The 25,196-nt window shown below is 72.1% G+C and carries 23 protein-coding genes; 6 read left to right on the top strand and 17 right to left on the bottom strand.

Annotation, left to right across the window (positions count from 1 at the left end; genetic code table 11):
• Positions 1 to 99 precede the first annotated feature (99 nt).
• The 5 genes from ACIPJI_RS29945 to infC form a co-directional block, all read right to left on the bottom strand.
• Positions 100 to 1,227, bottom strand: coding sequence for an ATP-binding protein (locus ACIPJI_RS29945; protein ID WP_356621187.1), 1,128 nt, complete (start codon positions 1,225 to 1,227; stop codon positions 100 to 102).
• A 98-nt stretch (positions 1,228 to 1,325) separates the two neighbouring features.
• A complete protein-coding gene (locus ACIPJI_RS29950) occupies positions 1,326 to 2,177 on the bottom strand; it encodes an RNA methyltransferase (protein WP_356621186.1) in 852 nt (283 codons plus the stop codon).
• Between the two features lie 167 nt (positions 2,178 to 2,344).
• Positions 2,345 to 2,728, bottom strand: a complete 384-nt coding sequence (gene rplT, locus ACIPJI_RS29955; protein WP_005319596.1) for a 50S ribosomal protein L20 — start codon at positions 2,726 to 2,728, stop codon at positions 2,345 to 2,347.
• A 99-nt stretch (positions 2,729 to 2,827) separates the two neighbouring features.
• The gene (gene rpmI, locus ACIPJI_RS29960) at positions 2,828 to 3,022 is read right to left on the bottom strand and encodes a 50S ribosomal protein L35 (RefSeq protein ID WP_005319593.1); all 195 of its coding nucleotides are present in this window, start codon (positions 3,020 to 3,022) and stop codon (positions 2,828 to 2,830) included.
• Positions 3,023 to 3,142: 120 nt separating this feature from the next.
• Complete coding sequence (gene infC, locus ACIPJI_RS29965) at positions 3,143 to 3,793, bottom strand: translation initiation factor IF-3 (protein ID WP_005319591.1); 651 nt, start codon at positions 3,791 to 3,793, stop codon at positions 3,143 to 3,145.
• A gap of 352 nt (positions 3,794 to 4,145) precedes the next feature.
• Between infC and ACIPJI_RS29970 the strand changes: the two genes are divergently transcribed.
• Positions 4,146 to 4,517, top strand: coding sequence for a DUF1844 domain-containing protein (locus ACIPJI_RS29970; RefSeq protein ID WP_005319589.1), 372 nt, complete (start codon positions 4,146 to 4,148; stop codon positions 4,515 to 4,517).
• 9 nt (positions 4,518 to 4,526) lie between these two features.
• Here ACIPJI_RS29970 and ACIPJI_RS29975 read toward each other — a convergent pair whose 3' ends face one another.
• From ACIPJI_RS29975 to ACIPJI_RS29985, 3 genes are read right to left on the bottom strand one after another with little or no spacing between them, the layout of a single operon-like run.
• On the bottom strand, positions 4,527 to 5,264 hold the full coding sequence (locus ACIPJI_RS29975; protein ID WP_307705482.1) for an SseB family protein: 738 nt from the start codon (positions 5,262 to 5,264) through the stop codon (positions 4,527 to 4,529).
• Positions 5,265 to 5,320: 56 nt separating this feature from the next.
• Entirely contained in the window at positions 5,321 to 6,496 is a 1,176-nt protein-coding gene (gene mycP / locus ACIPJI_RS29980; protein ID WP_402249904.1) for a type VII secretion-associated serine protease mycosin, read from the bottom strand.
• Entirely contained in the window at positions 6,493 to 7,347 is an 855-nt protein-coding gene (locus tag ACIPJI_RS29985; protein ID WP_307710298.1) for a hypothetical protein, read from the bottom strand. Before ACIPJI_RS29985 ends, mycP begins: the two co-directional genes overlap by 4 nt.
• 917 nt (positions 7,348 to 8,264) lie before the next feature.
• Here ACIPJI_RS29985 and ACIPJI_RS29990 point away from each other — a divergent pair.
• Entirely contained in the window at positions 8,265 to 9,467 is a 1,203-nt protein-coding gene (locus tag ACIPJI_RS29990; protein ID WP_402249906.1) for an amino acid deaminase/aldolase, read from the top strand.
• A gap of 36 nt (positions 9,468 to 9,503) precedes the next feature.
• Here the strand turns inward: ACIPJI_RS29990 and ACIPJI_RS29995 are convergent, their stop codons facing one another.
• From ACIPJI_RS29995 to ACIPJI_RS30010, 4 genes are read right to left on the bottom strand one after another with little or no spacing between them, the layout of a single operon-like run.
• A complete protein-coding gene (locus tag ACIPJI_RS29995) occupies positions 9,504 to 10,481 on the bottom strand; it encodes a DUF2510 domain-containing protein (protein WP_402249907.1) in 978 nt (325 codons plus the stop codon).
• 31 nt (positions 10,482 to 10,512) lie between these two features.
• Entirely contained in the window at positions 10,513 to 11,295 is a 783-nt protein-coding gene (locus ACIPJI_RS30000) for a 3-oxoacyl-ACP reductase (protein ID WP_356621181.1), read from the bottom strand.
• Between the two features lie 6 nt (positions 11,296 to 11,301).
• Entirely contained in the window at positions 11,302 to 12,687 is a 1,386-nt protein-coding gene (locus ACIPJI_RS30005) for an aldehyde dehydrogenase family protein (RefSeq protein ID WP_402249909.1), read from the bottom strand.
• An 8-nt stretch (positions 12,688 to 12,695) separates the two neighbouring features.
• Positions 12,696 to 14,060 carry a glutamine synthetase family protein gene (locus ACIPJI_RS30010; RefSeq protein WP_307705488.1) on the bottom strand — a complete coding sequence of 455 codons (1,365 nt, stop codon included), beginning with the start codon at positions 14,058 to 14,060 and terminating at the stop codon, positions 12,696 to 12,698.
• A 57-nt stretch (positions 14,061 to 14,117) separates the two neighbouring features.
• On the opposite strand from ACIPJI_RS30010, the gene ACIPJI_RS30015 reads away from it, so the two are divergent.
• The 3 genes from ACIPJI_RS30015 to ACIPJI_RS30025 all read left to right on the top strand — a co-directional run bounded on the left by ACIPJI_RS30015 (position 14,118) and on the right by ACIPJI_RS30025 (position 17,253).
• A complete protein-coding gene (locus tag ACIPJI_RS30015; RefSeq protein WP_373465260.1) occupies positions 14,118 to 14,879 on the top strand; it encodes a FadR/GntR family transcriptional regulator in 762 nt (253 codons plus the stop codon).
• A gap of 207 nt (positions 14,880 to 15,086) precedes the next feature.
• Positions 15,087 to 16,553 carry an ethanolamine permease gene (gene eat / locus ACIPJI_RS30020; protein WP_356621179.1) on the top strand — a complete coding sequence of 489 codons (1,467 nt, stop codon included), beginning with the start codon at positions 15,087 to 15,089 and terminating at the stop codon, positions 16,551 to 16,553.
• A gap of 7 nt (positions 16,554 to 16,560) precedes the next feature.
• On the top strand, positions 16,561 to 17,253 hold the full coding sequence (locus ACIPJI_RS30025; RefSeq protein ID WP_402249911.1) for a gamma-glutamyl-gamma-aminobutyrate hydrolase family protein: 693 nt from the start codon (positions 16,561 to 16,563) through the stop codon (positions 17,251 to 17,253).
• Positions 17,254 to 17,648: 395 nt separating this feature from the next.
• On the opposite strand, the gene ACIPJI_RS30030 is transcribed toward ACIPJI_RS30025, so the two are convergent.
• Positions 17,649 to 18,569, bottom strand: a complete 921-nt coding sequence (locus tag ACIPJI_RS30030) for a LysR family transcriptional regulator (RefSeq protein ID WP_356621177.1) — start codon at positions 18,567 to 18,569, stop codon at positions 17,649 to 17,651.
• 70 nt (positions 18,570 to 18,639) lie between these two features.
• Between ACIPJI_RS30030 and ACIPJI_RS30035 the strand changes: the two genes are divergently transcribed.
• On the top strand, positions 18,640 to 19,764 hold the full coding sequence (locus tag ACIPJI_RS30035; RefSeq protein ID WP_402249913.1) for a TDT family transporter: 1,125 nt from the start codon (positions 18,640 to 18,642) through the stop codon (positions 19,762 to 19,764).
• Here the strand turns inward: ACIPJI_RS30035 and ACIPJI_RS30040 are convergent.
• The 4 genes from ACIPJI_RS30040 to ACIPJI_RS30055 form a co-directional block, all read right to left on the bottom strand.
• Positions 19,715 to 20,449 (bottom strand): helical backbone metal receptor, encoded by a 735-nt coding sequence (locus ACIPJI_RS30040; RefSeq protein WP_402249915.1) that lies wholly within the window; start codon positions 20,447 to 20,449, stop codon positions 19,715 to 19,717. The genes ACIPJI_RS30035 and ACIPJI_RS30040 overlap by 50 nt on opposite strands.
• A 9-nt stretch (positions 20,450 to 20,458) precedes the next feature.
• Positions 20,459 to 21,052 (bottom strand): helix-turn-helix domain-containing protein, encoded by a 594-nt coding sequence (locus ACIPJI_RS30045; RefSeq protein ID WP_307705495.1) that lies wholly within the window; start codon positions 21,050 to 21,052, stop codon positions 20,459 to 20,461.
• Between the two features lie 192 nt (positions 21,053 to 21,244).
• Positions 21,245 to 23,869, bottom strand: coding sequence for an ABC transporter permease/substrate binding protein (locus ACIPJI_RS30050; RefSeq protein WP_402249917.1), 2,625 nt, complete (start codon positions 23,867 to 23,869; stop codon positions 21,245 to 21,247).
• Positions 23,862 to 25,019 (bottom strand): glycine betaine/L-proline ABC transporter ATP-binding protein, encoded by a 1,158-nt coding sequence (locus tag ACIPJI_RS30055; protein WP_307705497.1) that lies wholly within the window; start codon positions 25,017 to 25,019, stop codon positions 23,862 to 23,864. The genes ACIPJI_RS30050 and ACIPJI_RS30055 overlap by 8 nt, the downstream gene beginning before the upstream one ends.
• Between the last annotated feature and the right edge of the window lie 177 nt (positions 25,020 to 25,196).

Genomic DNA, 25,196 nt, shown 5'->3' on the forward strand with positions numbered 1-25,196 from the left:
GGACGCAAAGGTGCCAAAGGTCGAGTCTAACGGGGTGTGGAACGGTGAATGAGCCCGCGGGCTGCTCGGACGCTCTCGCCGGCCGATCCGGGAGGATCGCTACTGGAGATGCGCCGGGGTGCCCACGGGCAGGATAAATCGGAACTGGGCGCCGCCGCCGGGGCCACGGCCGACCGTGATCGTCCCGCCGTGGGCCTCGACGATGCCCTTGACGATGTAGAGACCGAGGCCGGTGCCACCGCGCTTGCTCCCCCGCCAGAAGCGGGTGAAGACCCGTGCCATCGACTCCTCCGGAATGCCTGGACCCTCGTCGCTCACGGTGACGGCGGTGCCGGTCCCGCTCTGCTCGCCGGCAGACGGCGAGGGTGCTATGTCGATCGTGACAGTTCCCTCGCCGTGCCGCACCGCGTTTTCCAGCAGGTTGCCGAGCACCTGGTCGACCTTGTCGGGGTCGGCCCACAGGTCGGGCAGCGGCCCGGTGACGTCGACACGGAACCGGTCCGGGGTCTGGCCGGCGGCCACGTGCGCGTCGACGTGGCGGCGCACGGCGGCGGCGAGGTCGACGGGCTGGCGGCGCACCTCGAGCCGTCCGGAGTCGATACGGGAGATGTCGAGGAGCTCCGCGATGAGGCGGGTGACGCGGTTGGCGTCGGCGTCGACGGTCTCCAGCATCAGCCGCTTCTGGTCGTCGGTGAAGCGTTCCCACTTGGCGAGCAGGGTCGCCGTGAAGCCTTTGACGGAGGTCAGCGGGGAGCGCAGCTCATGGGCGACGGTGGCGATCAGTTCGGCGTGGCTGCGTTCGCTGCGGCGCCGGGCCTCCGTGCCGCGCAGGCTGACGACGAGCTTGCGCACCGGCCCGGTGGGGACGTCACGCACATAGCGGGCGGAGACGAGCACCTCGCGACCCCCGGGCAGCAGCAGGTTCCGCTCGGGCTGGCCGACGCGGGTGGCGAGTCCGCCGTAGGGGTCGGTGAGGGTCCACCAGCGGCGCCCCTTGAGGTCCTCCAGCGGCAGCACCCGCTCCAGCGGCCGTCCGATCGCGTCGGCCCTTGCCACGGCGGTGATGCGGACGGCGGCCCGGTTGAAGCAGACGACCCGGCCCGTCTCGTCGGCCACGACGAGGCCGTCCGGGAGGTCGTCGGGGTCGATCCCGGGGGCCTCGGGGCAGCCGGAGGGGCCCAGGTGGAAATCCTGTGGCTGTGTCGGCCTGCTGGTCCCGACCGTCATGTCCCCGTACCCCACCTCTCCGCCGGCGCAGTGGGCCCCCGAGTGCGTCACCCTACTAGCTGAAAGTGACGTCGCCGACCCCCTGAGCGAGTGGTCCGTCAGCTCGCGGGGGCACCCTTGGCCCCGGCGCGCTGGGCGCGCGCCGACGCGTAGAGACATACGGCGGCGGCCGTCGCCAGGTTCAGGCTCTCGGCCTTTCCGTGGATCGGGACGCGGACGACGGCGTCGGCGAGGGCGCGGGTCTCCTCCGGCAGACCCCAGGCCTCGTTGCCGAAGATCCATGCGGTGGGACCGCCCATGGTGCCGGCATCGAGTTCGTCGTCGAGGTCCTGCTCACCGGCGCCGTCCGCCGCGAGGACGCGTACGCCGGCGTCGCGCAGTCCTTGGACGGCCTGCTCGACGGGTACGCCGACGGCGACCGGCAGGTGGAAGTGGGAGCCGACCGAAGCCCGCACCGACTTGGGGTTGTACAGGTCGACGGACGCGTCGGTGAGGATCACCGCGTCCGCCCCGGCCGCGTCGGCGCAGCGCAGCACGGTGCCGGCGTTGCCGGGGTCGCGTACGTGCGCGAGCACGGCGACGAGCTTGGGCCGGGCGGCCAGGATGTCCTCGAACGGCGAGTCGAGGAACCGGCAGACGCCGACGAGTCCCTGCGGTGTGACGGTCTGCGACACCTCGGCGAGCACGGTGTCCGCGGCGTGGTGGACGCGGGCTCCAGCGGCGTGGGCGGCGTCGACGATGTCGGCGTAACGCCCGGCGGCCTCGACGGTGGTGAACAGCTCGACCAGGGTCGCCTCGCCGTCGGGTCCGCGGTGGGCGACCGCCTCCCGGACGGCCTGCGGCCCCTCGGCGATGAACAGACGGTCCTTGCCCCGGAAGTTGCGCTTGGCGAGCCGCCGCGCGGCGGTGACGCGCGGGGAGCGGGGGGAGATCAGCTCGGGGGTCGGCATGCGGCTCGGCGGCTCTCTCTCACAGGACTGCGTACGAAAAGTCGAAAGGTCGAAAAGGGTCCGGCAGGGGCGCTCCGCCGCGCCCGGAAGGGACAGGGCTCCGGGGGAGGCAAACGCACCGGACCCGCAGGCCAAGGCCTGCGGGTCCGGTCGGCTCGATGCGGGTGTCAGGCAGCCTTGGGGGCGTTGACGTCGCTCGGCAGGGCCTTCTGCGCAACCTCGACGAGCGCGGCGAACGCGCCCGCGTCGTTCACGGCGAGCTCGGCCAGGATCTTGCGGTCCACCTCGATGTTGGCGGCCTTCAGACCCTGGATGAGGCGGTTGTACGTCATGCCGTTCTGGCGTGCAGCGGCGTTGATGCGCTGGATCCACAGCTGACGGAAGTCGCCCTTGCGCTTCTTGCGGTCGTTGTAGTTGTAGACCAGGGAGTGGGTGACCTGCTCCTTGGCCTTGCGGTACAGGCGCGAACGCTGACCGCGGTAACCGCTGGCCTGCTCGAGGATCGCCCGGCGCTTCTTGTGGGCGTTGACTGCCCGCTTGACGCGTGCCACTTGTTAACTCCTTGTAGCGGGGCCGTGGTTGTGCTCACACGGCCCGGAAACGAATTGGTCCCGGTCTCGGCGCGTGTCCCCGGCGAAGGGACACGGACGTCACTTGCCGAGAAGCTTCTTGATGGTCTTCGAGTCGCCCGGGGCCATCTCGGCGTTGCCGGTCAGGCGGCGCGTCAGCTTGGACGGCTTGTGCTCGAGCAGGTGGCGCTTGCCGGCGCGCTCACGGAGCACCTTGCCGGAGCCGGTGATCTTGAAGCGCTTCTTGGCACCGCTGTGCGTCTTGTTCTTCGGCATCGCGCCGTTATCTCCTCGTCAGTGGCGCTCCCCCGGTGCGGGCACCGGACTACGGGAGCGTCAGATCTTGGTTGTGGTTTCCGGGCAGGACCCGGGGCTGCCACGGGGGCAGCCCCTCGGTCACGCCTCGGAAGGTGTGTCGGTCGGGGCGTCGACGCCCTCGCCCTCCGGCGAGCCCTGGCGCTCCGCCTTGCGTGCGGCCTGGGCCTCACGCGCCTCGGCCATCGCCTCGGTCTTCTTCTTGTGGGGGCCGAGAACCATGATCATGTTCCGGCCGTCCTGCTTCGGGTTCGACTCGATGAAGCCGAGATCCTCTACGTCCGCGGCGAGGCGCTGCAGCAGACGGAAGCCAAGTTCGGGGCGGGACTGCTCACGACCACGGAACATGATCGTGATCTTGACCTTGTCGCCCTGCTTGAGGAACCGGACGACGTGACCCTTTTTGGTGTCGTAGTCGTGCGGATCGATCTTCGGCCGGAGCTTCATTTCCTTGATGACCGTGTGCGCCTGGTTCTTGCGCGCCTCACGGGCCTTCATGGCCGACTCGTACTTGAACTTCCCGTAGTCCATGAGCTTGCAGACGGGCGGACGGGCGTTCGCCGCCACCTCGACGAGGTCGAGGTCGTACTCCTGAGCAAGCTCAAGGGCCTTGGCAAGCGGAACAATCCCGACCTGCTCGCCGCTGGGACCGACAAGTCGCACCTCGGGAACGCGAATCCGGTCGTTGATGCGGGGCTCGGCGCTGATGGATCCTCCTAAGTAGCACCACACGGGTGTCTGGCAGACAGCCGCGTAACGTCTGTTTCGTCTGACCAACCGCACCGGAACGTCAAAAATGCCCCGGACGGGACACAGGCGGCAGCTCCTTGAATACCGGAGCACCGCCGCGGTGTACCGCGGGGCGCGCATCGGGCGACTCCATCGTCCGTACGGAACGATGGTGGCCGCCTGACCGGTGACCCGCCGTCCCGAAGGACGGCCAGGTGGGAGATCGGAGCCTCCACTTGTGGGCCGGACACGGACGTGTCCAGCCGGTCGTCACACAAGGTTAGCAGCTCCCGCGGGAGGGGGCTAACCGGTGGCCGGGGCCGGGTCGCGAGGGACGGGGCATATCGTGTGCGTCATGAGTGACGCGACCTCCCCGAACGAAACACCCGAATCACCCGACTTCGACGCCATGGCGCGCGACATCGCCGAGGTCCCGGCCGTCGAGGTGATCGTCACGGTCGCGGTGAACCTGATGAGCGCGGCAGCCGTCAAGCTCGGCCTGACCGACGACGGCGAGGACCACAAGGACCTGGACGAGGCACGCAAGCTGGTGCACGCCCTGGCCGGGCTGCTCGACGCGAGCACCACGGAGATCAGCTCCTTCCACGCGGCGCCGCTGCGGGACGGCCTGAAGTCCCTGCAGCTCGCCTTCCGTGAGGCGTCGCTGGTGCCGGACGAGCCGGGCCAGGGCCCTGGCGAGAAGTACACCGGGCCGGTGTACGGCTGACCGGCCGGCCTATTCCTTCACGTAGAAGGGCTCGCCCGGAGGGGTGGCCCCGGCCGGCAACAGCGCCAGGTCGAGGCCCCGCACCAGGCGGGCCCTCAGTACGTCGTCCGCCGCGAGCGCCCGCGCGACGCGGCCGCCCGCCTGGGCCGGCTCGGCGTCCGCGGCCAGCACCAGGGCGAGCGTGCCGTCCGAGTCCCGGCCGGGAGCGAGGTGGGCCCGCAGCACCGCCGGTTCGGCGGCGACCGCCGTGCGTACCGCCCCGGTGACCGCCGGGTCGGCGAGCGGGTCGGTGCTGGTGCGGCCCTCCGCGAGGGCGAGCAGGGCGGGACCGGTGAGCTGGTACGGGACGGGCCCGGCCAGGTCGAGCACGACGGTGTCCGCCTTCTCGTGGGCCGCTGCCTGGAGCGCCTGGTGCAGCGGCACGGCGACGGGACGGGCTTTCGGGTCCCACCGGGCGAGCGAGGCGATCGACGTGAACGCGGGCAGTGCCCGGCGGGAGCCGGCGGTGAGCGTCGGCACGGCCATGTCGCTGGTCTTCTCACGGCGCAGACCGGTCTGCGGGTCCTCCTCGACCTCACCGAGCACGGCGACGATCGGGACCAGGAGCCGGGCGCCCCGGAGCGCCTCGAGGACCGGCTGTTCGGCACTACGGTCCTCGGACCAGGCGGCGAGCGCCGCCTCCAGGGCCGGGTCGGCGGTGCCGTCGTCGTCGGAGAAACCGGGGTCGGGAATGTTCTTGAGCGCCACGCACCGAGCCTAACGCCCTGCTCGCGGGCGCCCGTCGGCGGCTGCCGGGCGCCGGGTCAGGGCTGGCGTGTGCGGCCGCCGCGCCAGAGGACCACGGCCATGGCCAGGAGCAGCGCGCCGGCGCCGCCGGCGGCCACGGCGAGCCAGCCGCCGGGGCCGCTCTCCGCGCCCTCGGGCCGGGGGCCGGGGCCGAAGTACTCCTCGCGGTAGCCCGCGGTGGCCGCCTTCGGGTCACCGGGGCGCAGCCGGGCGCCCTCGCTGATCGCCGCGGCGGGGTCGACCGTGCCGTAGCCCTTGGAGTCGTCACGGCCGCCCTTGGGGGCGTCGCGCGCGGTGTCGATGAGGAGCTTCTTGATCTGCGCGGGCGTGAGGTCAGGGTGCGCCGAGCGCACCAGGGCGACGGCGCCGGACACGAAGGCCGCCGCCGCGCTGGTCCCCCAGCCCTCGTAGTAGCGGCGGTCGGGGTCGGCGATGACGATGTTCACGCCCGGCGCGCTGACGGTGGCGTACCAGCGGCGGGTGGAGAACGACGCGTGGGTGCCCCAGCGGTCGACGGCCGTCACCGCGATGACGCCCGGGTAGGCGGCGGGGTAGGAGATACGGTCGCCCTTCTCGCCCCCGTTGCCGGCGGAGGCGACGACGACCGAGCCCTTGGAGAGCGCGTACTGGACGGCCGCGTCCTCGCCCGCCTCGGGGTGCGCGGACTCGCTGTCGTCGCCGAGGGAGAGGTTGATGACGTCGGCGCCCTGGTCGGCGGCCCAGCGGATGCCCTGGGCAAGGGCCGTGCCGCGGGTCTTGCGGGCCCTGTCGCGGGCCTTGTCGCTGCCCTCGAGGATGACGCGGACCGGGAGGATCTTCGCCTCGGGGGCGATGCCGAGGACGCCCGACTCCCGGCCGGGGCCGTGGCCGTGGGCGGCGACGATGCCGGCCATCGCCGTGCCGTGCCGGGCCCAGGCGCGGTCGCCGCGTTCGGCGCCGAAACCGATGAAGTCCTTGCCCGGCAGCACGGAGCCGGCCAGGTCGGGGTGCTGGTCGTCCACACCGGTGTCGAGCACGGCGACGGTGATGCCCTCGCCCTTGGTGGTCCGCCACGCCTGCTCGGTGTTCATGGCGTCGAGACTCCACTGCTGGGTCCGGATGCCGTCCGCGTGCGCGGGCGTCGCCGGCAGCACGACGAACGAGGTGGCGGCGAGGGCGGCGACGATGCGCAGGCGGTGGCGGTGGCGTCTCATCGGGGCTCCTCCGTGCCCTTGCCCACGGCGCCGCGCAGGCCCTTCTCGATGCGTTCCGCGATCCCGGTGGCCTCGTGGCCGAGCCCTGCCTGGGCGGGCGCGTTCGTGGCGCCCTCGGCCTGGGCCTCGTCGGCCGGCTGGGGGTCGGCCACGGCACGGCCGTCGGCGAAGCCGGAGACGGCGTAGACCACGACCGGGGCCTCGGTGACGACCTCCACCGTCCAGCTGGCGCGCTGCTCGTCGCCGAATCCGGCGGAGACGGTCCCCTTGGCCGGGAACGTACGGGGCATCAGGTCGGTGCGCTCGCCGAGCGACTCGGTCGTGAACCGGTTGTGCAGGGCGAGCATCGCCTTCTCGTCCGCCTCGGTGAAGACCAGGCCGACGGTGGTGACGCTGCTGGCCGTCGCGTCGGTGTACGTGGCGCGCAGGACGCGGGTGCAGCCGACGGGCTCCAGCGCCTTGGTGAGCAGCGGGTCGAGCGCGGTGGCGCAGTCGCTGTCGGGTGCGACGGCGATCCGCGTCCAGACGCGGTCCGCCCCGCCGGGGCCGGCTCCGTCGCCGTCGAGCTTCCGGGGGAAGAGGGTGTCCACGGGGACGCTGTGCCAGGCGGTGCGCACCTCCGCATAGACGTTCTCTTCGGCCGTGTCGGCGCTCGAGTCACCGGTCAGCCAGGTGCCGGTCACGGCTCCGCCGATCAGACCGAGACCGAGCACCACGGCGGCGACGGCCCCGACGGTCCGAGCGGGGTGCCGGGTGCGCACGGGACGCAGCCGGGTCGTCATCTCGGCCGGCGTCTCGGGCGGGATCCACATCTGCGCGGGAGGGCGCGGCGCATCGGGCCGCGGGGTCATGTCGACGCTGCCGACCGGTCGCGGCGGCCGCGCGGGGCGGGCCGGGGCCTGCGGCCGGGGCCCGTCGGTGACGGGCCGGAGCCGCGTGGTGGTCTCGACCTCGGGGATCGACCCGTCGGCGGGTCCGTCCGCCTGGCCGGGCCGGGGCTGCGGCACGCCTCCGGGCGGGGCGGTGGGCGGCGCGGAGGGCCGGCCTGTGCCTGTGGCGGGGCGGGACGGCGGAACGGCGGAAGGACGCTCGACATCCGTGGCAGGGCACGACGGCGGCACCGCTCCGGGCGGGGCCGTGGGCGGCGCGGAGGGGCGACCCGTGCCCGTGGCGGGGCGCGACGGCGGAACCGCGTGGGGACGCGGCGGCGACAGCGGCCGGGCGGGCGCAGCAGGTCCCGGCGCGGCCTGGGTGGGCCCGGCGGGCGGTGGAGGGGAAACAGGGCGGTCGGGGGCGGCGCCGGTGCCCGGGCGCGCCGGTGGCACGCCGGCCCCGGGCCGGGCAGGCGGTCCCGCGGCGCCCGACCGGGCGGCCGGAGTGCCCGGAGCCGTCGTGGCGGGCGTACCGGGAGCCGTCGTGGCAGAGCCGGGAGCGGGCGTAGCGGAAGGAGTCGTGGGAGAACCCGGCGCGGCCGGAGGCGTCACGGGCGGGCCGGAGGCATCGTCGTCCGGAGGCAGCAGGGCCTCCGAGATGCGGGAGCGGGGCGGGGGCTGCGGGCCGGAAGGGCGCTGCGCCTCCGTGCTCATTCCACCCCCCGTTGCTCAATCACGTACCGCCGGCTGATCACCCTTCCGGGCAGGCGCTGCGTCACCTCGTGCCGTCACTCTAACGGGCACGATCGACGGCGTCGGCCACCCGCCTGCGGTCCGTGGGGATCTGCCCAAAACATCCCCTACCCCGAGGTAATCCTGTCTGGCAAGCTCGGGCCATGACTCCCCGTTCCGCTGACCGGGCCCGTTACGACAAGGCCACCGCCCACCTCGACGCGCCCGTCGCGATCGTCGATCTCGAGGCCTTCGACGCCAACGCCGGCGATCTGGTGCGCAGGGCCGCCGGCAAGCCCGTGCGGGTCGCCAGCAAGTCGGTGCGCTGCCGGGCGCTGCTCGAACGGGTGCTGGCCATGGACGGGTTCGCCGGAATCATGTCGTTCACGCTGGACGAGTCGATCTGGCTGGCGCGGTCCGGCTTCGACGACGTGCTGCTCGCCTATCCCTCCGCGGACCGCGCCGGTTTCGCCGAGCTCGCCGGCGATCCCAAGCTCGCCGCCGCCGTGACGGTGATGGTCGACGATCCGGAGCAGCTGGAACTCATCGACGCCTCGCGCGCCGGTGGTACGGAGGAGATCCGGCTCTGTCTCGAACTGGACACGGCACTCCACCTGTTGGGCGGCCGGGTGAGGGTCGGCGCACGGCGCTCGCCGCTGCGTGAGCCGGCCCGGCTCGCGGAGATGGCCAGGTCGATCGCGCGCCGCCCGGGATTCCGCCTGGTGGGGCTGATGGCGTACGAGGGCCATGTCGCCGGTGTGGGCGACTCGGTCGCCGGTTCGCCGGTGCGTTCGCGTGCCGTGCGGCTGATGCAGCGCGCGGCCCGTAAGGAGTTGGCGGCCCGCCGGGCGGCCGTGGTGCGGGCGGTGCGGGCGGTGGAGCCCGGTCTGGAGTTCGTCAACGGCGGCGGCACCGGCAGTGTGCAGCACACCGCGGCCGAGGACGCGGTCACGGAGATCGCGGCCGGTTCCGGCCTGTACGCGCCGCGCCTGTTCGACAACTACACGTCGTTCACCGCCCGTCCCGCCGCGTTGTTCGCGCAGCCGGTGGTGCGCCGGCCCGGCGTCGGAGCGGTCACGGTGCTCGGCGGCGGCTATCCCGCCTCCGGTGCCGCGGGCCGGGACCGGCTGCCCGTGCCGTGGCTGCCCGAGGGGCTGCGCTACGACCCCCAGGAGGGGGCCGGCGAGGTGCAGACGCCGCTGCTGGGTCCGCCCGCCGACGATCTGCTGATCGGCGACAAGGTGTGGTTCCGGCACGCCAAGGCCGGTGAGCTGTGCGAGCGTTTCGACGCTCTGCACCTCGTCGACGGCGACCGTGTGACGGGCACCGCGCCGACGTACCGGGGCGAGGGCCGCACCTTCCTCTGAGGCCGGTGACGGCGTGCCGCGGCGGTGAACGGACCGTCAGCCGGGGCCGATGCTGCTGCCGACGCCGCCGCCCGTGGTGTCGCCGACGGGGCGGATGCTCGCGGCCACTTCGTCCATCACCTCGAGCCCGGGTGCGGACGGGGCGGCGTCGAAGGCGAAGCGGACGACCATCAGCGCCCCGGTGCCGGCGGGTGAGGGGAAAGCGATCGTCTGCACGTAGCCGCCGGGTCCCGCGCCGGTGACGACCTGCCAGCGCACCAGATAGCCGGCCTTCCCCGCGACGGCGAAGTTCTGCGACTTGAGGACCTTGTGGGACTCGATACCGCCGTGGGGGCGGTTGCCGAGGGTGTCCTCGCCGTACACCTTTTCCGCGTAACGGGAGATGTCCTCCTTGGCCAGGGCCTCCGCCGTGGCGGCGTCACTGCTCGCCGCGACGGAGGAGACCCGGCCGTGGCGGCAGAGGGAGGACCCGCCCCCGGGGCAGTCGTACGTCTCGTCCGTGTAGATCGTGGCGCCCTCTTCGAGGGAGCTGGTGGCCCGCACCCAGCCGTCCGGGATGGCGAGGGTGATGCCGTTGAGCTGGTCCTCGAGCACCGTGGCGTCCTCCGCCGCGGTGGGCGACGCGGCGGCGCTGTTCTTCGGGTCGGCCGTCGCCGGGTCGGGTATCGGGCTGCTGCTCGGCGCGCTCCTCGGGGCGGACCCGTTGTCGTCCCCGCCGAGGAGTACGGCCCCGGTCGCGACAGCCGCGACGAGCACGACCCCGGCGGCGGCGAGCGCCATGAGCCGCTTGTTGCCGCCGCTGCCGCCCGGGCCGGTGCCGGCGGGACGCATCGGCACGGTGTGCGGCTGCGGGGGCCCGAACGTCCCGCCCTGTCCCTGCGGCGGATGTCCCGGCACGCCGCCAGTGGCCTGGGCCGCGCGCGAGTGCGCGGTCCAGGCCGTACCGTCCCACCAGCGTTCGGTGTGGGGCGCCTGGGGATCCGGATACCAGCCGGGAGGGGTCGTCATGCTCATCCCGCCACCATATGGGCGGCGCGGGGCCTGGCTACAGAGGGGTCACGTATGCCCCGGAGATCCCGCCGTCGACCAGGAAGTCCGTCGCGTTGACGAACGACGAGTCGTCGCTGGCGAGGAAGGCGACGGCGGCGGCGATCTCGTCGGCCTCCGCGAAGCGCCCGGCCGGGATGTGCACCAGGCGCCGTGCGGCCCGCTCCGGGTCCTTGGCGAACAATTCCTGGAGCAGTGGGGTGTTGACCGGTCCCGGGCACAGGGCGTTGACCCGGATGCCCTCGCGGGCGAACTGCACGCCCAGTTCCCGTGACATGGCGAGCACGCCGCCCTTGGAGGCGGTGTACGAGATCTGGGAGGTGGCGGCACCCATGATCGCCACGAAGGAGGCGGTGTTGATGATGGAGCCCCTGCCCTGGCGCTGCATGTAGGGGATGGCCGCCTTGCAGCACAGGTAGACGGAGGTGAGGTTGACCTCCTGGACGCGCCGCCACGCGTCGATGCCGGTGGTGAGGATCGAGTCGTCGTCGGGGGGCGAGATGCCGGCGTTGTTGAAGGCGACGTCGACGCTGCCGTAGGTGTCGTACGCGGCCTTGAACAGCGCCTCGACCTGTTCGGCGTCGGTGACGTCGACGCGTACGAAGGTGCCGCCGACCTCGTCGGCCGCGGCCTTGCCCGCCGTCTCGTCGATGTCGCCGCAGACGACGTCGGCGCCTTCGGAGGCGAGCCGGCGCGCGGCTGCCAGGCCGATGCCGCTGCCGGCGCCGGTGATCACTGCGGTGCGGCCTTCGAGGCGGCGGCAGAGCGGGGTCTCGGTCATGGTGTCTCAGGCCTCCGTGCTGATGAAGACGTTCTTGGTCTCGGTGAAAGCGGTGAGCGCGTCGGGGCCGAGTTCACGGCCGAGCCCGGACTGCTTGTAGCCGCCGAACGGGGTCCAGTAGCGGACGCTGGAGTGGGAGTTGACGGAGAGGTTGCCGGCGCGGACGGCGCGGGAGACGCGCAGGGCACGGGCCACGTCGCGGGTCCAGAGGGAGCCGGAGAGACCGTATTCGGTGGCGTTGGCGAGCCGTACGGCGTCCTGTTCGTCCTCGAAGGGGATCACGGCGGCGACCGGTCCGAAGATCTCCTCGCACGCGGCGGGCGCGTCCGGCGCGATGTCGGTGAGCACCGTCGGCGGGAACCAGAAGCCCGGTCCGTCGGGGGCGGTGCCCCGGATCGCCTTGGCGCCCTCGGGGACGTAGCCGCGCACCCGTTCCAGCTGGGTGCGCGAGATCAGCGGGCCCATCTGCGTCTTCTCGTCGGACGGATCACCGACGACGACCGATTCGACGGCCGGGGCGAGCAGGTCGAGGAAGCGGTCGTACACCGATGCCTGCACAAGGATGCGGGTGCGGGCGCAGCAGTCCTGTCCGCTGTTGTCGAGGAAGGACATGGGGGTGGCGGCCGCGGCGGCTTCCAGGTCGGCGTCGGCGAAGACGATGTTGGGGCTCTTGCCGCCGAGTTCGAGGGTCACCCGCTTCACGCGGTCGGCGCACTTGGCCATGATGCTCTTGCCGACCCTGGTGGAGCCGGTGAAGACGATCTTCGCGACGCCGGGGTGCTCGACGAGCGCGTTGCCGGTCACGTCACCGGCGCCGGGCAGCACCTGGAAGAGATGCTCGGGCAGGCCGGCCACCAGGGCGAGTTCCGCGAGGCGCAGGGCCGTCAGGGGGGTGGTCTCGGCCGGCTTCAGCAGGACGGCGTTGCCGGCGGCGAGTGCGGGGGCCGTGCCCCAGGCGGCGATCGGCATGGGGAAGTTCCAGGGCGCGATCACGCCGACGACACCGAGCGGTTCGAGGATCGTGAAGTTCATGCCGCCCGGGACGGGGATCTGCCGGCCGTTCAGTCGCTCCACTCCCCCGGCGGCGTAGTCGAGCAGGTCGCGGACGTTGCCCGCTTCCCACCGGGCGTTGCCGATGGTGTGGCCCGCCTCGAGGACCTCGAGGCGGGCCAGTTCCTCGAGGTGGTCGTCGACGACGGCGGCGAAGCGGCGCAGCAGCCGGGCCCGGTCGGCGGGGGCGGCGGCCGCCCACTGCTCCTGGGCCCTCGCGGCGCGGGCGACGGCGGCGTCGACCTCCGCCACGGTCGTCGCGGGGACGGTCCGCACGACTTCTTCGGTGGCCGGGTCGAGTACGTCGTGGTGCGTGTCAGCGTCGTGGTGCGTGTCAGCCAAGGGATGCCTCACATGCGTTCGAAGGAGCGGCGGAGCTCCCAGTCGGTCACCGCGGAGTCGAAGGCCTCGAGTTCGACGCGCGCCATGTTCCGGTAGTGGGCGACGACCGCGTCGCCGAAGGCGGCCTTGGCGATGGGGCTGTTCTCCCAGAGCTCGGCGGCGTCGCGCAGGGTGGTGGGGACGTGTTCGTAGTCGCCGGAGTAGGCGTTGCCCGTGCAGGGGTCCGGGAGTTCGAGCCGCTGCTCGATGCCGTGCAGGCCTGCGGCGACGAGGCCGGCGACGGCGAGATACGGGTTGACGTCACCGCCGGGCAGCCTGTTCTCGAAGCGCGTCGAGGGGCCGTGGCCGACGACCCGAAGGGCGCAGGTGCGGTTGTCGTGGCCCCAGGCGACGGCGGTCGGGGCGAAGGAGCCGGGGCGGAAGCGCTTGTAGGAGTTGACGGTCGGCGCGTACAGCAGGGAGAAGTCGCGCAGTGCGGCGAGCTGGCCGGCGAGGAAGTGCCGCATGAGCGGCGACATGCCGTCGGGGCCGTCCCCGGCCATGACGCCCCGGCCGTCCGCGTCCCGCAGGGACAGGTGGATGTGGCAGGAGTTGCCCTCGCGCTCGTTGTACTTCGCCATGAAGGTGAGCGAGACGCCTTCCTGGGCGGCGATCTCCTTCGCGCCGGTCTTGTAGACGGCGTGCTGGTCACAGGTGACGAGGGCCTCGTCGTACTTGAAGACGATCTCGTGCTGGCCCGGGTTGCACTCGCCCTTGGCGGACTCGACGGTCAGGCCGGCGCCGGTCATCTCGTTGCGGATGCGGCGCAGCAGGGGCTCGATACGGCCGGTGCCGAGGACGGAGTAGTCGATGTTGTACTGGTTGGCCGGGGTGAGGCCCTGGTAGCCGTTGTCCCAGGCCTGTTCGTAGGTGTCCTTGAAGACGATGAACTCGAGTTCCGTGCCGACGTGGGCCGTGAGTCCGTGCTCGGCGAGGCGCTCGAGCTGTGCCCGCAGGATCTGGCGGGGGGCGGCGACGACAGGCCGGCCCTCGTCCCACGCAAGGTCGGCGATGACGAGTGCGGTGCCCTCGTGCCAGGGGATCCTGCGCAGCGTGGTGAGATCCGGGTGCATGGCGAAGTCGCCGTAGCCGCGCTCCCAGGACGACATCTCGTATCCGTCGACCGTGTTCATGTCGGTGTCGACGGCGAGGAGGTAGTTGCAGCCCTCGGTGCCGTGCTCGACGACCTCGTCGAGGAAGAAGGGAGCGGCGAACCGCTTGCCCTGCAGTCGTCCCTGCATGTCGGGGAAGGCCAGGACGACGGTGTCGATCTCGCCGCTCGCGACGAGCGCTCGCAGCTCGTCGAGGGCGAGCGGGGGTTTGCGGTCTGCCACGGGACGGTGCCTCCTTGGGTCAGCCGGGAGCCATAAGGTATTACTGAAGACCATTGCTTGGGAAGGGGAAACGGCGAGGTGGCGAAGACAGGTGGGGCCGCGGGCACGCCGACGGACCGGCTGACACCGGTACTGCGCCCCGTGCGGGCCGGCAACGGCTTCGAGGAGGCGCTCGAGCAGATCCTTCAGCTGCTGCGCCTCGGACTCGTTCCGGGCGGGGAGCGACTGCCGGCCGAGCGGGAACTGGCGGAGCGCATGGGCATCAGCCGGGTCACCCTGCGCGAGGTGCTCAAGGTGCTCACCGACCAGGGACTGGTGGAGAGCCGCCGCGGCCGTTACGGCGGAACGTTCGTGCTGCACCGCCCCGACAGCCACGGCGAGGAGGAACTGCGCCGCCGGGTCGCCGGCGTCGACGTCGAGGACACCCTGCGTTTCCGTGAGGTGCTGGAGGTGGGGGCGGCCGGTCTGTGCGCGGCCCACGGTCTCACCGACGACGGCGCGCTGCGGCTGCGCACGGCCCTGACCGCGACGCACGACGCGCCGCTCACCGAGTACCGCAGGCAGGACACGCTGCTCCACCTGACCCTGGCCGAGCTGTCCGGTTCCGCCTCGCTCACCGCGCAGTACGCGGCGGTCCGGGCCACCCTGAACGACCTGCTCGACTGCATCCCGCTGCTCGTACGGAACCTGGAGCACTCGCAGCACCAGCACACGGCACTGGTCGAGGCCGTGCTCGACGGCGACCCGGACGGGGCGCGCGAGGTGATGCGCGAGCACTGCGAGGGGACGGCGGCGCTGCTGCGGGGCTTCTTGGCGTGAGGGGCCGGGACGCGGCGCCGAGCCCGAGCGGCACGAAGGGGGCGGCAGGGGTGCGACAGGGCCGGCACCGGGACGGTCCGGCGGACGACCCCGCACAAGGAGACGGCGGGCGAATCCGTAACGCCGGGTTTACGCACAGGGCTTGCGCTGCCGCCGGAGTGCCGCAAAGGTGTCCGCACAAACCTTTGACCTGAGCCAGGAGCGACCATGGCTGAAGGCACCACATCGCGCCCACCGTCCGCCGCCCCACCCGGATCCGACCCGGAGTCGGACGCCTATCTGAACCGGCGCACCCTGCGCAGAGGCAGCGCCGGATGGCTGCTGCTGACCGGACTCGGCGTCGCGTATGTCGTCTCCGGTGACTTCTCCGGCTGGAACATCGGACTCTCGAAGGGCGGCTTCGGCGGCCTCGCCGTCGCCACCCTCCTGATGGGCGCGATGTACGCCTGTCTCGTCTTCGCACTCGCGGAACTGTCCGCGATCCTGCCCACCGCGGGCGGCGGCTACGGATTCGCCCGGCGCGCGCTCGGGACCTGGGGCGGCTTCCTCACCGGCACCGCGATCCTCATCGAGTACATCCTCGCTCCGGCCGCGATCTCCATCTTCATCGGCGACTACGTCGAATCGCTGGGCCTGTTCGGCCTGGAATCCGGCTGGCCCGTCTATCTGGCCTGCTTCGCGATCTTCATCGGCATCCACCTCTGGGGCGTCGGCGAGGCCCTGCGCTTCAGCCTCGTCGTGACCGCCATCGCCGTCGCGGCGCTGCTGATCTTCGCGGTGGGAGCGTTCACCGAGTTCAGCGCCGGCGGGCTCGACGACATCCCCGTCGACACGGAAGCGTTCGGTGCGAACTCCTGGCTGCCGTTCGGCCTGCTGGGCATCTGGGCCGCCTTCCCGTTCGGCATGTGGTTCTTCCTCGGCGTGGAGGGCGTGCCGCTGGCGGCCGAGGAGGCGAAGGACCCCGTGCGCTCCATGCCCAGGGCGCTGGCGATCTCCATGGGCATCCTGGTGCTGCTCGCGCTGCTGACCTTCTTCGCGGCGAGCGGCGCCCGCGGCTCCGCCGCCATCCAGGAGGCCGGCAACCCGCTGGTGGTCGCCCTCCAGGGCGACGGCGACCCGACCGCGCTGAGCCGCTTCGTCAACTACGCGGGCCTCGCCGGACTCGTGGCCTCGTTCTTCTCGCTGATCTACGCGGGCTCCCGGCAGCTCTTCGCCCTCTCCCGGGCCGGCTACCTGCCCCGCTTCCTGTCACTGACCAGCCGCCGCAAGTCCCCCTACCTCGGCCTGCTGATCCCCGGCGCGATCGGCTTCGCCCTGGCGGCGGGCACCGGCAACGGCGCGCGGATGCTGAACATCGCCGTCTTCGGCGCGACGATCAGCTACGCGCTGATGGCGCTCTCGCACATCGTGCTGCGCCGGCGCGAACCGGAACTGCCGCGCCCCTACCGGACGCCGGGCGGCGTCGCCACCTCCTCCGTCGCCTTCGTCCTCGCACTGTCCGCGCTGGTGGCGACGTTCCTGGTGGACAAGGACGCCGCGTTCATGGCACTCGGCGTGTACGCCGTGGCGCTCGCCTACTTCGCCTTCTACAGCCGCCACCATCTGGTGGCACGGGCCCCGGAGGAGGAGTTCGCGGCCCTGGCGGCCGCGGAGGCCGAACTGGAACGGAAGTGACAACCTGATGCATGTGTCCAAGCCGCTGATCGGCATCAGCACCTACTGGGAGACGTCCGCCCGGTGGGGCGTGTGGGACCTGCCCGCCGCGCTGCTGCCCGCCGGCTATCCGCGTCTCGTGCAGTCGGCGGGCGGCATCGCCGCGATGCTCCCGCCGGACGAGCCGGCGCTCGCGGAGGCCACGGTGGCCCGCGTCGACGGACTGGTCATCGCCGGCGGCGCCGACGTCGACCCCGAGCGCTACGGCGCGCCGCGCGAGCCCCGCACCGGCCCTCCGGCCCCCGAACGCGACGCCTGGGAACTGGCGCTGATCCGCGCGGCGCTGGCGTCGGGCACACCGCTGCTGGGCATCTGCCGCGGCATGCAGCTGCTGAACGTCGCGCTCGGCGGGACGCTGGTCCAGCACCTGGACGGGCACGTGACGTCGGTCGGGGTCTTCGGCCGGCACCCCGTGAAGCCGGTGCCCGGAACGCTCTACGGTTCGATCGCCCCCGAGGCGACCTCCGTTCCGACCTACCACCACCAGTCGGTCGACCGCCTCGGCGAAGGCCTCGTACCGAGCGCGTACGCGGAGGACGACGGCACGGTGGAGGCGATCGAACCGGCGGGGGGCGGCGGTTGGGTGCTGGGGGTGCAGTGGCATCCGGAGATGGGATCGGACATGCGGGTGATGACGGCGCTGGTGAACGCGGCGCGCTGATGCCCTGCGGGGGCGCTGCTCCCCGCCCCTCGGCCTGGCGGCCGTGGGGGACCCCCACTTCCCGAACGGGGCAAGCCCCGGGCCCCGGACGGCCTTAGGCCGTGCCCTCAATCGCCGGGCGGGCTGGAAATGCCGCTGCGCGACATCGGCCTCGCTGGGGGGCGCCTCCCACGGCCGCCAGGCCGTAGGGGGAAATTGAGGCGCAGGGTCCGGTGGGGGGTCCCCCCACGCCGCCAGGCGTAGGAGGGAGGAGCCCCCGAAACACCGCGCGGAGCCAGGTGGGGTCCGCGCGGAGCCCGGTGGGGTCCGGGGCTTGCCCCACACAGCGGAGCCGCATCGGTCCAGCGGGAAGGGGCGGGGAGGGATACGGCCCCGCGCAGCGGCCCACGCTGCCCCTACCCCCGCGTCAAACCCAACAACTCCCGCGCCGGCCCCACCGGCCGCTGCGCGTGCGGCCAGACCGCGCGCAGGTCGCGTTCGAGCGCCACCCCCTCCACGGGCACCCGCGTCAGGCGGCGCGAGGACAGTTCCTCCGTCACCGCCAGCTCGCTGAGGACCGCCGGACCCGCCCCGCTGACGGCCGCCGCCTTCACCGCGGTGGTGGAGGCCAGTTCCATCAGCGGCGCGGAGAGCCCGCCGTGGCGGGAGAGCGCCGAGTCGAGCACCTGCCGTGTGCCGGAGCCCCGTTCGCGCAGGACGAGCGGTGTCCTGGCCAGTTCCTCGGGGGTCAGCGGTGCCCTGCGCCGCCGCGCCCACGCGTGGCCCGGGGCCACGACCACGAACAGCCGGTCGTGGCCGATGACGGTGCCGTCGAGCCCTTCCGGTACGGCGAGGCCCTCTACGAAGCCGAGATCCGCCTCGCCGGAGAGCAGCCGCTGCGCGACGGCCGACGAGTTGCCCGCGATCAGCGAGACCGCGGTGTCGGGGCGCTGTGCGCGCAGCGCGATGAGCCAGCCGGGCAGCAGGTACTCGGCGATCGTCATGCTCGCCGCGACCCGCAGCCGTGAGTCCCGGCGGCCCCGCAGCGCCTGGGCGCCGGCGTCGAACGACTCCGCCGCCTCCACGATCCGCCGGGCCCAGTCGGTGACGAGCGCGCCCGCCTCGGTCAGCCGCGAGCCGCGTGGGGAGCGGTCGACGAGGGCGACGCCCAGCTGGCGTTCCATGGAGCGGATGCGGCTGCTCGCCGCGGGCTGGGTGATGCCGACTTCGCGGGCCGCGCGCCCGAGGCTCCCGTGGCGGGCGACGGCGAGCAGCAGTTCCAGCGCCCCCAGGTCGGGCACCCGGTGTGCCAGCGGCACACGTTGCTCTTCGCTCATAAGACCAGCTTATGAGGTGATAGGGAGAAGGTCCCTGGTGGGGGCGGCGGGCGTCGGCGAACGTGGCGTCATGGTCACCGCTGTGCAGTCGCTCCCCCGCCCGCCGGAACCGGTCCGGATCGCCGTCGCGCCCCGGCCCCCGGCCCTGCGGCATCTCGGTCCCAACTGGTACGCGGCTGTCATGGGCACGGCTGTCGTCGCGAGCGCCGGCGCCGCGCTGCCCCTGGACGTCCCGAGGACGGTGCTCACCGGATTCTGGGCGCTGTCCGCGGTGCTGCTCGCCGCGGTCCTGGCGGGCCGTACGGGGCACTGGGCCCGCCACCGGGACCAGGCGCGCGCCCATCTCCTGGATCCCGCCGTGGCCCCGTTCTACGGCTGTCTGTCGATGGCCCTGCTCGCCGTCGGCACGGGCACGCTCACGGTCGGCGGGGACGTGGTGGGCGAGGGTCCCGCGGTGGGTGCCGCGTTCGCGCTGTTCGGGGCGGGAACGCTCGTCGGCCTCGTGGGCGCCGTCGCGGTGCCGTATCTCATGGTGGTGCGGCACAGGGTCGAGGCCGGCAGCGCGTCGCCCGTCTGGCTGCTGCCCGTCGTCGCGCCCATGGTGTCCGCGGCGTCGGGTCCGCTCCTGGTGCCGTACCTGCCGCCGGGTCAGTGGCGGGAGGCGGCGCTGTTCGCCTGCTACGCGATGTTCGGGCTGAGTCTGCTGGCGACGCTGCTGATCCTGCCGATGGTCTTCGCTCGGCTCGTGCACCACGGCCCGCTGCCGCTCGCGACGACCCCGGCGCTGTTTCTGGTGCTCGGCCCGCTGGGCCAGTCGACCACCGCTGTGAACAAGCTGGCCGACGCCGCGCCCGGGGTGCTCGACGCGCCGTACGCGGCGGGCATGGGCCTGTTCGCCGTCGTCTACGGCGTGCCCGTCATGGGCTTCGCTCTGCTGTGGCTGGCCCTCGCGGCGGCGATGGTGGTGCGGGCCACCCGGCACGGTATGCCGTTCACGCTGGGCTGGTGGGCCTTCACCTTCCCGGTGGGCACGTGTGTGACCGGCGCGCAGGGCCTCGCGGACCGTACGGGCCTTGTGGCGTACCAGTGGTCCGCGACGGCGCTCTACGGGTGCCTGGTGGTGGCCTGGGCGGTCGCCGGAACGCTCACCCTGCGCGGTCTGCTGCGCGGCGAGCTGCTGCGAGCGCCGCGCTGAGCTCCGCGGGGGCACGGCGGAGGGAGGGCCCGTACCAGGTCAGGTACCGCCCGTCGACGAGCGCGGCGGGCAGGCCTGGAAAGGCCTCCGGACCGTCGTCGGCGGTGAAGCGGTACGGCTCGTCGGGCAGTACGACGGCCTGTGCGCCGCTTGCCCTCAGCTCCTCGAGCGGGATGCGCGGGTAGCGCTCACAGTGCTGCGCGTACACGTTGACGACGCCGAGCCTGGCGAGCAGGTCCCCGGCGAAGGTGTCGCGGCCCAGCACCATCCACGGACGGCGCCAGATCGGCACCACGGCGCGCAGCTCCGGCAGTGGCTCCGCCGCCGCCCATGCCTGGCGCGCCTCGTCCAGCCAGCGCGGCCGGTCGAGGGAGCAGCCGGTGACCAGGACCCGTTCGAGCTCCGAGAAGGCCTGGTCGAGGTCCCGTACCTCGGTCACCATGACTTCGACGCCGGCCTCGCGCAGGGCGGCCAGATCGCTTTCCCGGTTCTCCTCCTCGTTGGCGATCACGAGATCGGGCCGCAGCCCCAGCACGGCCGGCACATCCGGGTTCTTGGTGCCGCCGACGCGGGCCGCGTCGAGGCCGGGCGGGTGGGTGCACCAGTCGGTGACTCCGACGAGGAGACCCGGCGCGGTGGCCGCGACGGCCTCGGTCAGCGAGGGCACCAGGGAGACGACGCGCACCGGGCCGCCTCAGCGACGCGGGTCGGTGGTCGTGGCGATGTGGTCGGAGACGGAGACGACGAGGATGCGGGTGTCCGGGGTGGTGGCGCGCCAGCGGTGGCGGACACCGCCGGAGAGGAACAGCGCGTCGCCGGGGCCGAGCCGGTAGGCCCGGCCCTCGGCCTCGACCTCCACCGCCCCGTCCGCGACGTACAGCAGTTCGTCGTTGCGGTGCTCGAACTCCCGGCCCGTCTCCTTCTCGCCGCTGAATTCCAGCGCGTGGAGCTGGTGCTGCCCGCGCACCAGGGCCCGGACTCCGTCGGACGGCGCGGAGGTCCTGGCGTCGTCGTCCGCGCGGACGACGTCCACCGTGCGAGCGGCGTCGGAAGCCGCGAGCAGCCGTTCCGCCGAGGTGTCGAGGGCGTCGGAGACCCGCTGGAGCGAGCGCATGCTCGGGTGGGCCCGCTCGTTCTCGATCTGGCTGAGGAAGGGCACGGAAAGGCCGCTGCGGGCGGCGACGGCGGCCAGCGTGAGACCGAGGGCCCGCCGGCGTTTGCGCACTGCAGCGCCCACCCGGAGAGGCTCTTCCCTCTCCTTGATGTCTTTCGCGTCCTTCGCGTCCATGGGCCGGGCTCCCCTCCCCTGGGTCCTGTCTCACCATACGCACCATCCGTCCACCCGTACTCGACAAGCGCACGAGCGAAGGCCTGGGAGCGGGCCGGAGCCGGGTGAAACAGGTACCGAAAGGGGTGGGTCCCGCCGGTTCGGCGGGACCCACCCCTTCGGTGGAGCGTCCGGGCGGAGGTGTCCGGAGGGCTACCGCGGTGCGATCTCGTCCGCGATGCCCGGATTCTTCTCCATCCAGGCCTTCACGGCCTCCTCCTCGTGCCCCGCGCCGCGCTTCTGGATCTCGTTCTCCAGGCCGGCGAGCTGCTTCTCGCTGAGCTTGAAGTCCTTGAACCACTTCGTGAGCTGCGGGTACTGCTTCGGGAAGTCCTTGGAGGCGACGGTGTGGATCTCGTCGCCCTCGCCGAAGGACTTCTTCGGGTCCGCGAGCTTGGTGAGGTCGTACTCGCTGTAGGCCCAGTGCGGGGTCCACAGCATGACCGCGATCGGCTCCTTCTTGGCGTACGCGCGCTTCAGCTCGGCGAGCATGCCCGGGGTGGAGCTGTCCACGACCTCGAACTCGTCCTTCAGACCGTAGTCCGGCAGGACCTTGTTCTTGAGGATGTTCATGGTCTCGGTGCCCGGCTCGATGCCGACGATCCGGCCCTTGAAGTCGCCGCCGCGCCCCTTGAGGTCGTCGAGGGAGTCGACCCCGTCGACGTACGAGGGGACGGCGAGCTCCAGTGAGGTAGGTCCGTACCAGGAACCGAGGTCGGTGAGTTTGTCGCCGTACCTGTCCCAGTACTTCTTCTGTGTGGTCGGCAGCCAGCCGTCGAACTGCACATCGATCTGGCCGCGGGAGAGAGCCGTGTACATCGGGCCGACCTCGAACTGCTTGAGGTTCATCGTGTAGCCGCGCTCCTCGAGGACCGCCTTCCACAGGTAGGTGGCGGCGATGTCCTCCTCCCACGGGAACCAGGCGACGTTCAGGGTGCGGTCACGCTCGTCCTTGCCACCCTTCGCCGCCTTGCCGGCCTTGCCGGCGGGGGCCCACGTGTCGGCCAGATCCGGATTGTCCTCGAGCCAGGCGCGAACGGCTTCCTGCTCCTTGCCCTTGCCCGTCTCCTGGATCCTCGCCTCGAGACCGGTGAGCTGCTCCTCGGTCATCTTGAAGTTCTTCAGCCAGGTGCCGACCTCGGGGTACTCGGCGGAGAAGCCCTTGCGCGCGAGGGTGTGCACGCCGTCGCCCTTGCCCCAGGACCCCTTGGGGTCCTCGAGCTTCTTCAGGTCGTAGGTGCTGTACGCCCAGTGCGGCGACCACAGGGTGGTGACGATGGGCTCCTTCTTGTCGTAGGCGCGCTTCAGCTCGGCCAGCATGCCCGGGGTGGAGCCGTCGACGACCTTGTACTCGCCCTCGAGGCCGTAGTCCTTCAGGACCTTGTCCTTGAGGATGCCCATCATCCCGGCGCTCGGCTCGATGCCGACGATCCGGCCCTTGAACTCGGCCGACCGGCCCTTGAGGTCCTCGAGGGAATCCACGCCCTTCATGTACGAGGGCACGGACAGCTCCAGCGAGGTGGGGCCGTACCAGGAGCCCAGGTCCTCGAGCTTGTCGCCGTACTTGTCCATGTAGGAGGCGTGGGTGACCGGCAGCCAGGCGTCGGTCTGGAAGTCGATCTGGCCGCCGGCGAGACCGGTGTAGAGCGAACCGGCCTCCAGCTGCTTGGTGTCGACCTCGAAGCCGCGCTGCTCCAGCAGCTCCTTCCAGAGGAAGGTGGAGGCGATGCCCTCGTCCCACGGGATGTAGCCGATGGAGACCTTCTTGCCGTCGCCGATCTCCGACGCCCCGGCGGCGGTGTCCGACCTGGCCCCGCCGAACATGCCCATGCCGCCGGCGACCAGGGCGAGGACGACGATGCCGACGACCGCGACGGCGGGCTGCGGGCGGTGGTCCCAGATCTTCAGCCCGCCGGCCGTGGCGCGCGCCTTGGCGAGCGCGCGGCGGCCCAGCGGCGAGACCTGGCTGCCCAGCGCACCGGTCATCCGGTCCAGGTACATGGCCAGGATGACGATGGACACGCCGGCCTCGAAGCCGAGGCCGATGTCGACGTTGCCGATGGCGCGGTAGACGGCGCCGCCGAGGCCGCCGCCGCCGACCATGCCCGCGATGACGACCATGGACAGGCCCAGCATGATGACCTGGTTGATGCCGGCCATGATCGTCGGCAGGGCGAGCGGGAGCTGCACCCCGACCAGGGTGTTGCGCGGGGTGGTACCGAAGGCCTCCGCGGCCTCGACGAGCTCCTCGTCGACCTGACGGATGCCGAGCTCGGTCATCCGCACGCCGGGCGGCAGGGCGAAGATGATCGTGGCGATGATGCCGGGGACCACGCCCACGCCGAAGAAGATGATGCCGGGGATCAGGTAGACCATCGCGGGCATGGTCTGCATGAAGTCGAGCACCGGCCGGACGATCGTGCTGACCGTCTTCGACCGCGAGGCCCAGATGCCGAGCGGGACGGCGATCACCAGCGTCACGAGGGTGGCGACGAGCACCAGCGACAGGGTCGACATGGCGTCTTCCCACAATTCGATGGAGTCGATCAGCACGAAGCCCGCGAAGGCGAGGACACCGGCGAGCAGGCCGCGCAGCCACCAGGCGACGACCGCGAGGACGCCGGCGAAGAGCAGCGGCGCGGGCGCCGAGAGCGCCGCGTCGATGCCGTCGTACATCCCGGTGACGAGCGAGCTGATCGCGTCGAACAGCCAGGACAGATGGCGCTGGAGCCAGTCGACACCGCTGTCGACCCAGTCGCCGAGGTGGATCCTAGGCACTGGCCACCGCCTTGCCCGCCGGGGCGGCGGGCTTCGCGAGGGCGGGTGCGGGCTGCGCCGGCACGGCGGGCGGCGCGGTGGGCGTCATCGGCTCGCCGAGGACGGCGAGGAGACGGGCCCTCGGTACGACGCCGATGAGCTCGCCCTCGTCGTCGGTGACGGCGACGGCCGTACCGCTGGTCGAGCAGGGCGTGAACAGCTCGATGATCGGCGTGCCGGCGGGGACCGTGGCAGGCGCGGCGGCCAGCACGTCCTTGGCGTTGCGCATGACCTTGCCGCTGTCCGTCCTCGTGCCGTACGCCGTCTCCGGGTCGGCCATGATCGCGCCCGCGGTGAGCACACGGGAGCGGTCGACGTCCTGGGTGAAGGAGGCGACGTAGTCGTTGGCGGGGGTGACGAGGATGTCCTCGGCGGTGCCGAGCTGGACGATCCTCCCGTCGCGCATGACCGCGATCGAGTCGCCGAGCCGCATGGCCTCGTTGAGGTCGTGGGTGATGAAGACGATGGTCTTCTTCAGACGCTTCTGGAGCTCGAGGAGCTGGTCCTGCATGTCGCGGCGGATCAGCGGGTCGAGGGCGCTGAAGGACTCGTCCATCAGCAGCAGGTCGGCGTCGGTGGCGAGCGCGCGGGCGAGGCCGACGCGCTGCTGCATACCGCCGGAGAGCTCGTCGGGCCAGGAGTTCTCCCAGCCGCCGAGGCCGGCCAGCTCGAGGGCCTCCGCGGCACGCTTGTCGCGTTCGGCGCGGGGGACGCCCTGCACCTCGAGGCCGTAGCCGGCGTTCTCGAGGACGCTGCGGTGCGGGAAGAGGGCGAAGTGCTGGAACACCATGCTGATCTTGGTGGAGCGCACGGTACGCAGGTCGCGGGGGCTCAGGGCCGTCAGGTCCTCGCCGTCGAAGAGGACGCGTCCGGCGGTCGGCTCCAGGAGCCCGTTGAGCATGCGCAGCAGGGTGGACTTGCCGGACCCCGACAGACCCATGACGACGAATATCTGGCCCGGCTCGACGGTGAAGGAGGCGTCGATGACCGCTGCGGTCGTTCCGTCGGCGCGCAGCTCGTCGCGGTCCGCGCCGCCTTCGAGCCTGGTCACCGCTTCATCGGGTCGTCTGCCGAACACCTTGTACAAGTGCTCGGCCTGCAGCCTGGACACATACACCTCACGGGTCGAACCGGAAACGGCCCGCCACCCCCGCCGGCAAGCCGCAGAGCGCGACGGGGTCTGCCCGCTTGCCCGATGCAATTGTTGAAACCGTAACCGGGTTCGCTCCGGCTCCGCGCCTCCCCGGGCGTTCAGAAGTCAAACGGAAGTGTGACCCGGTTCACTTTC

Source organism: Streptomyces sp. NPDC086835 (assembly GCF_044745705.1).
In the GTDB taxonomy this organism is placed as follows: Bacteria; Actinomycetota; Actinomycetes; order Streptomycetales; family Streptomycetaceae; genus Streptomyces.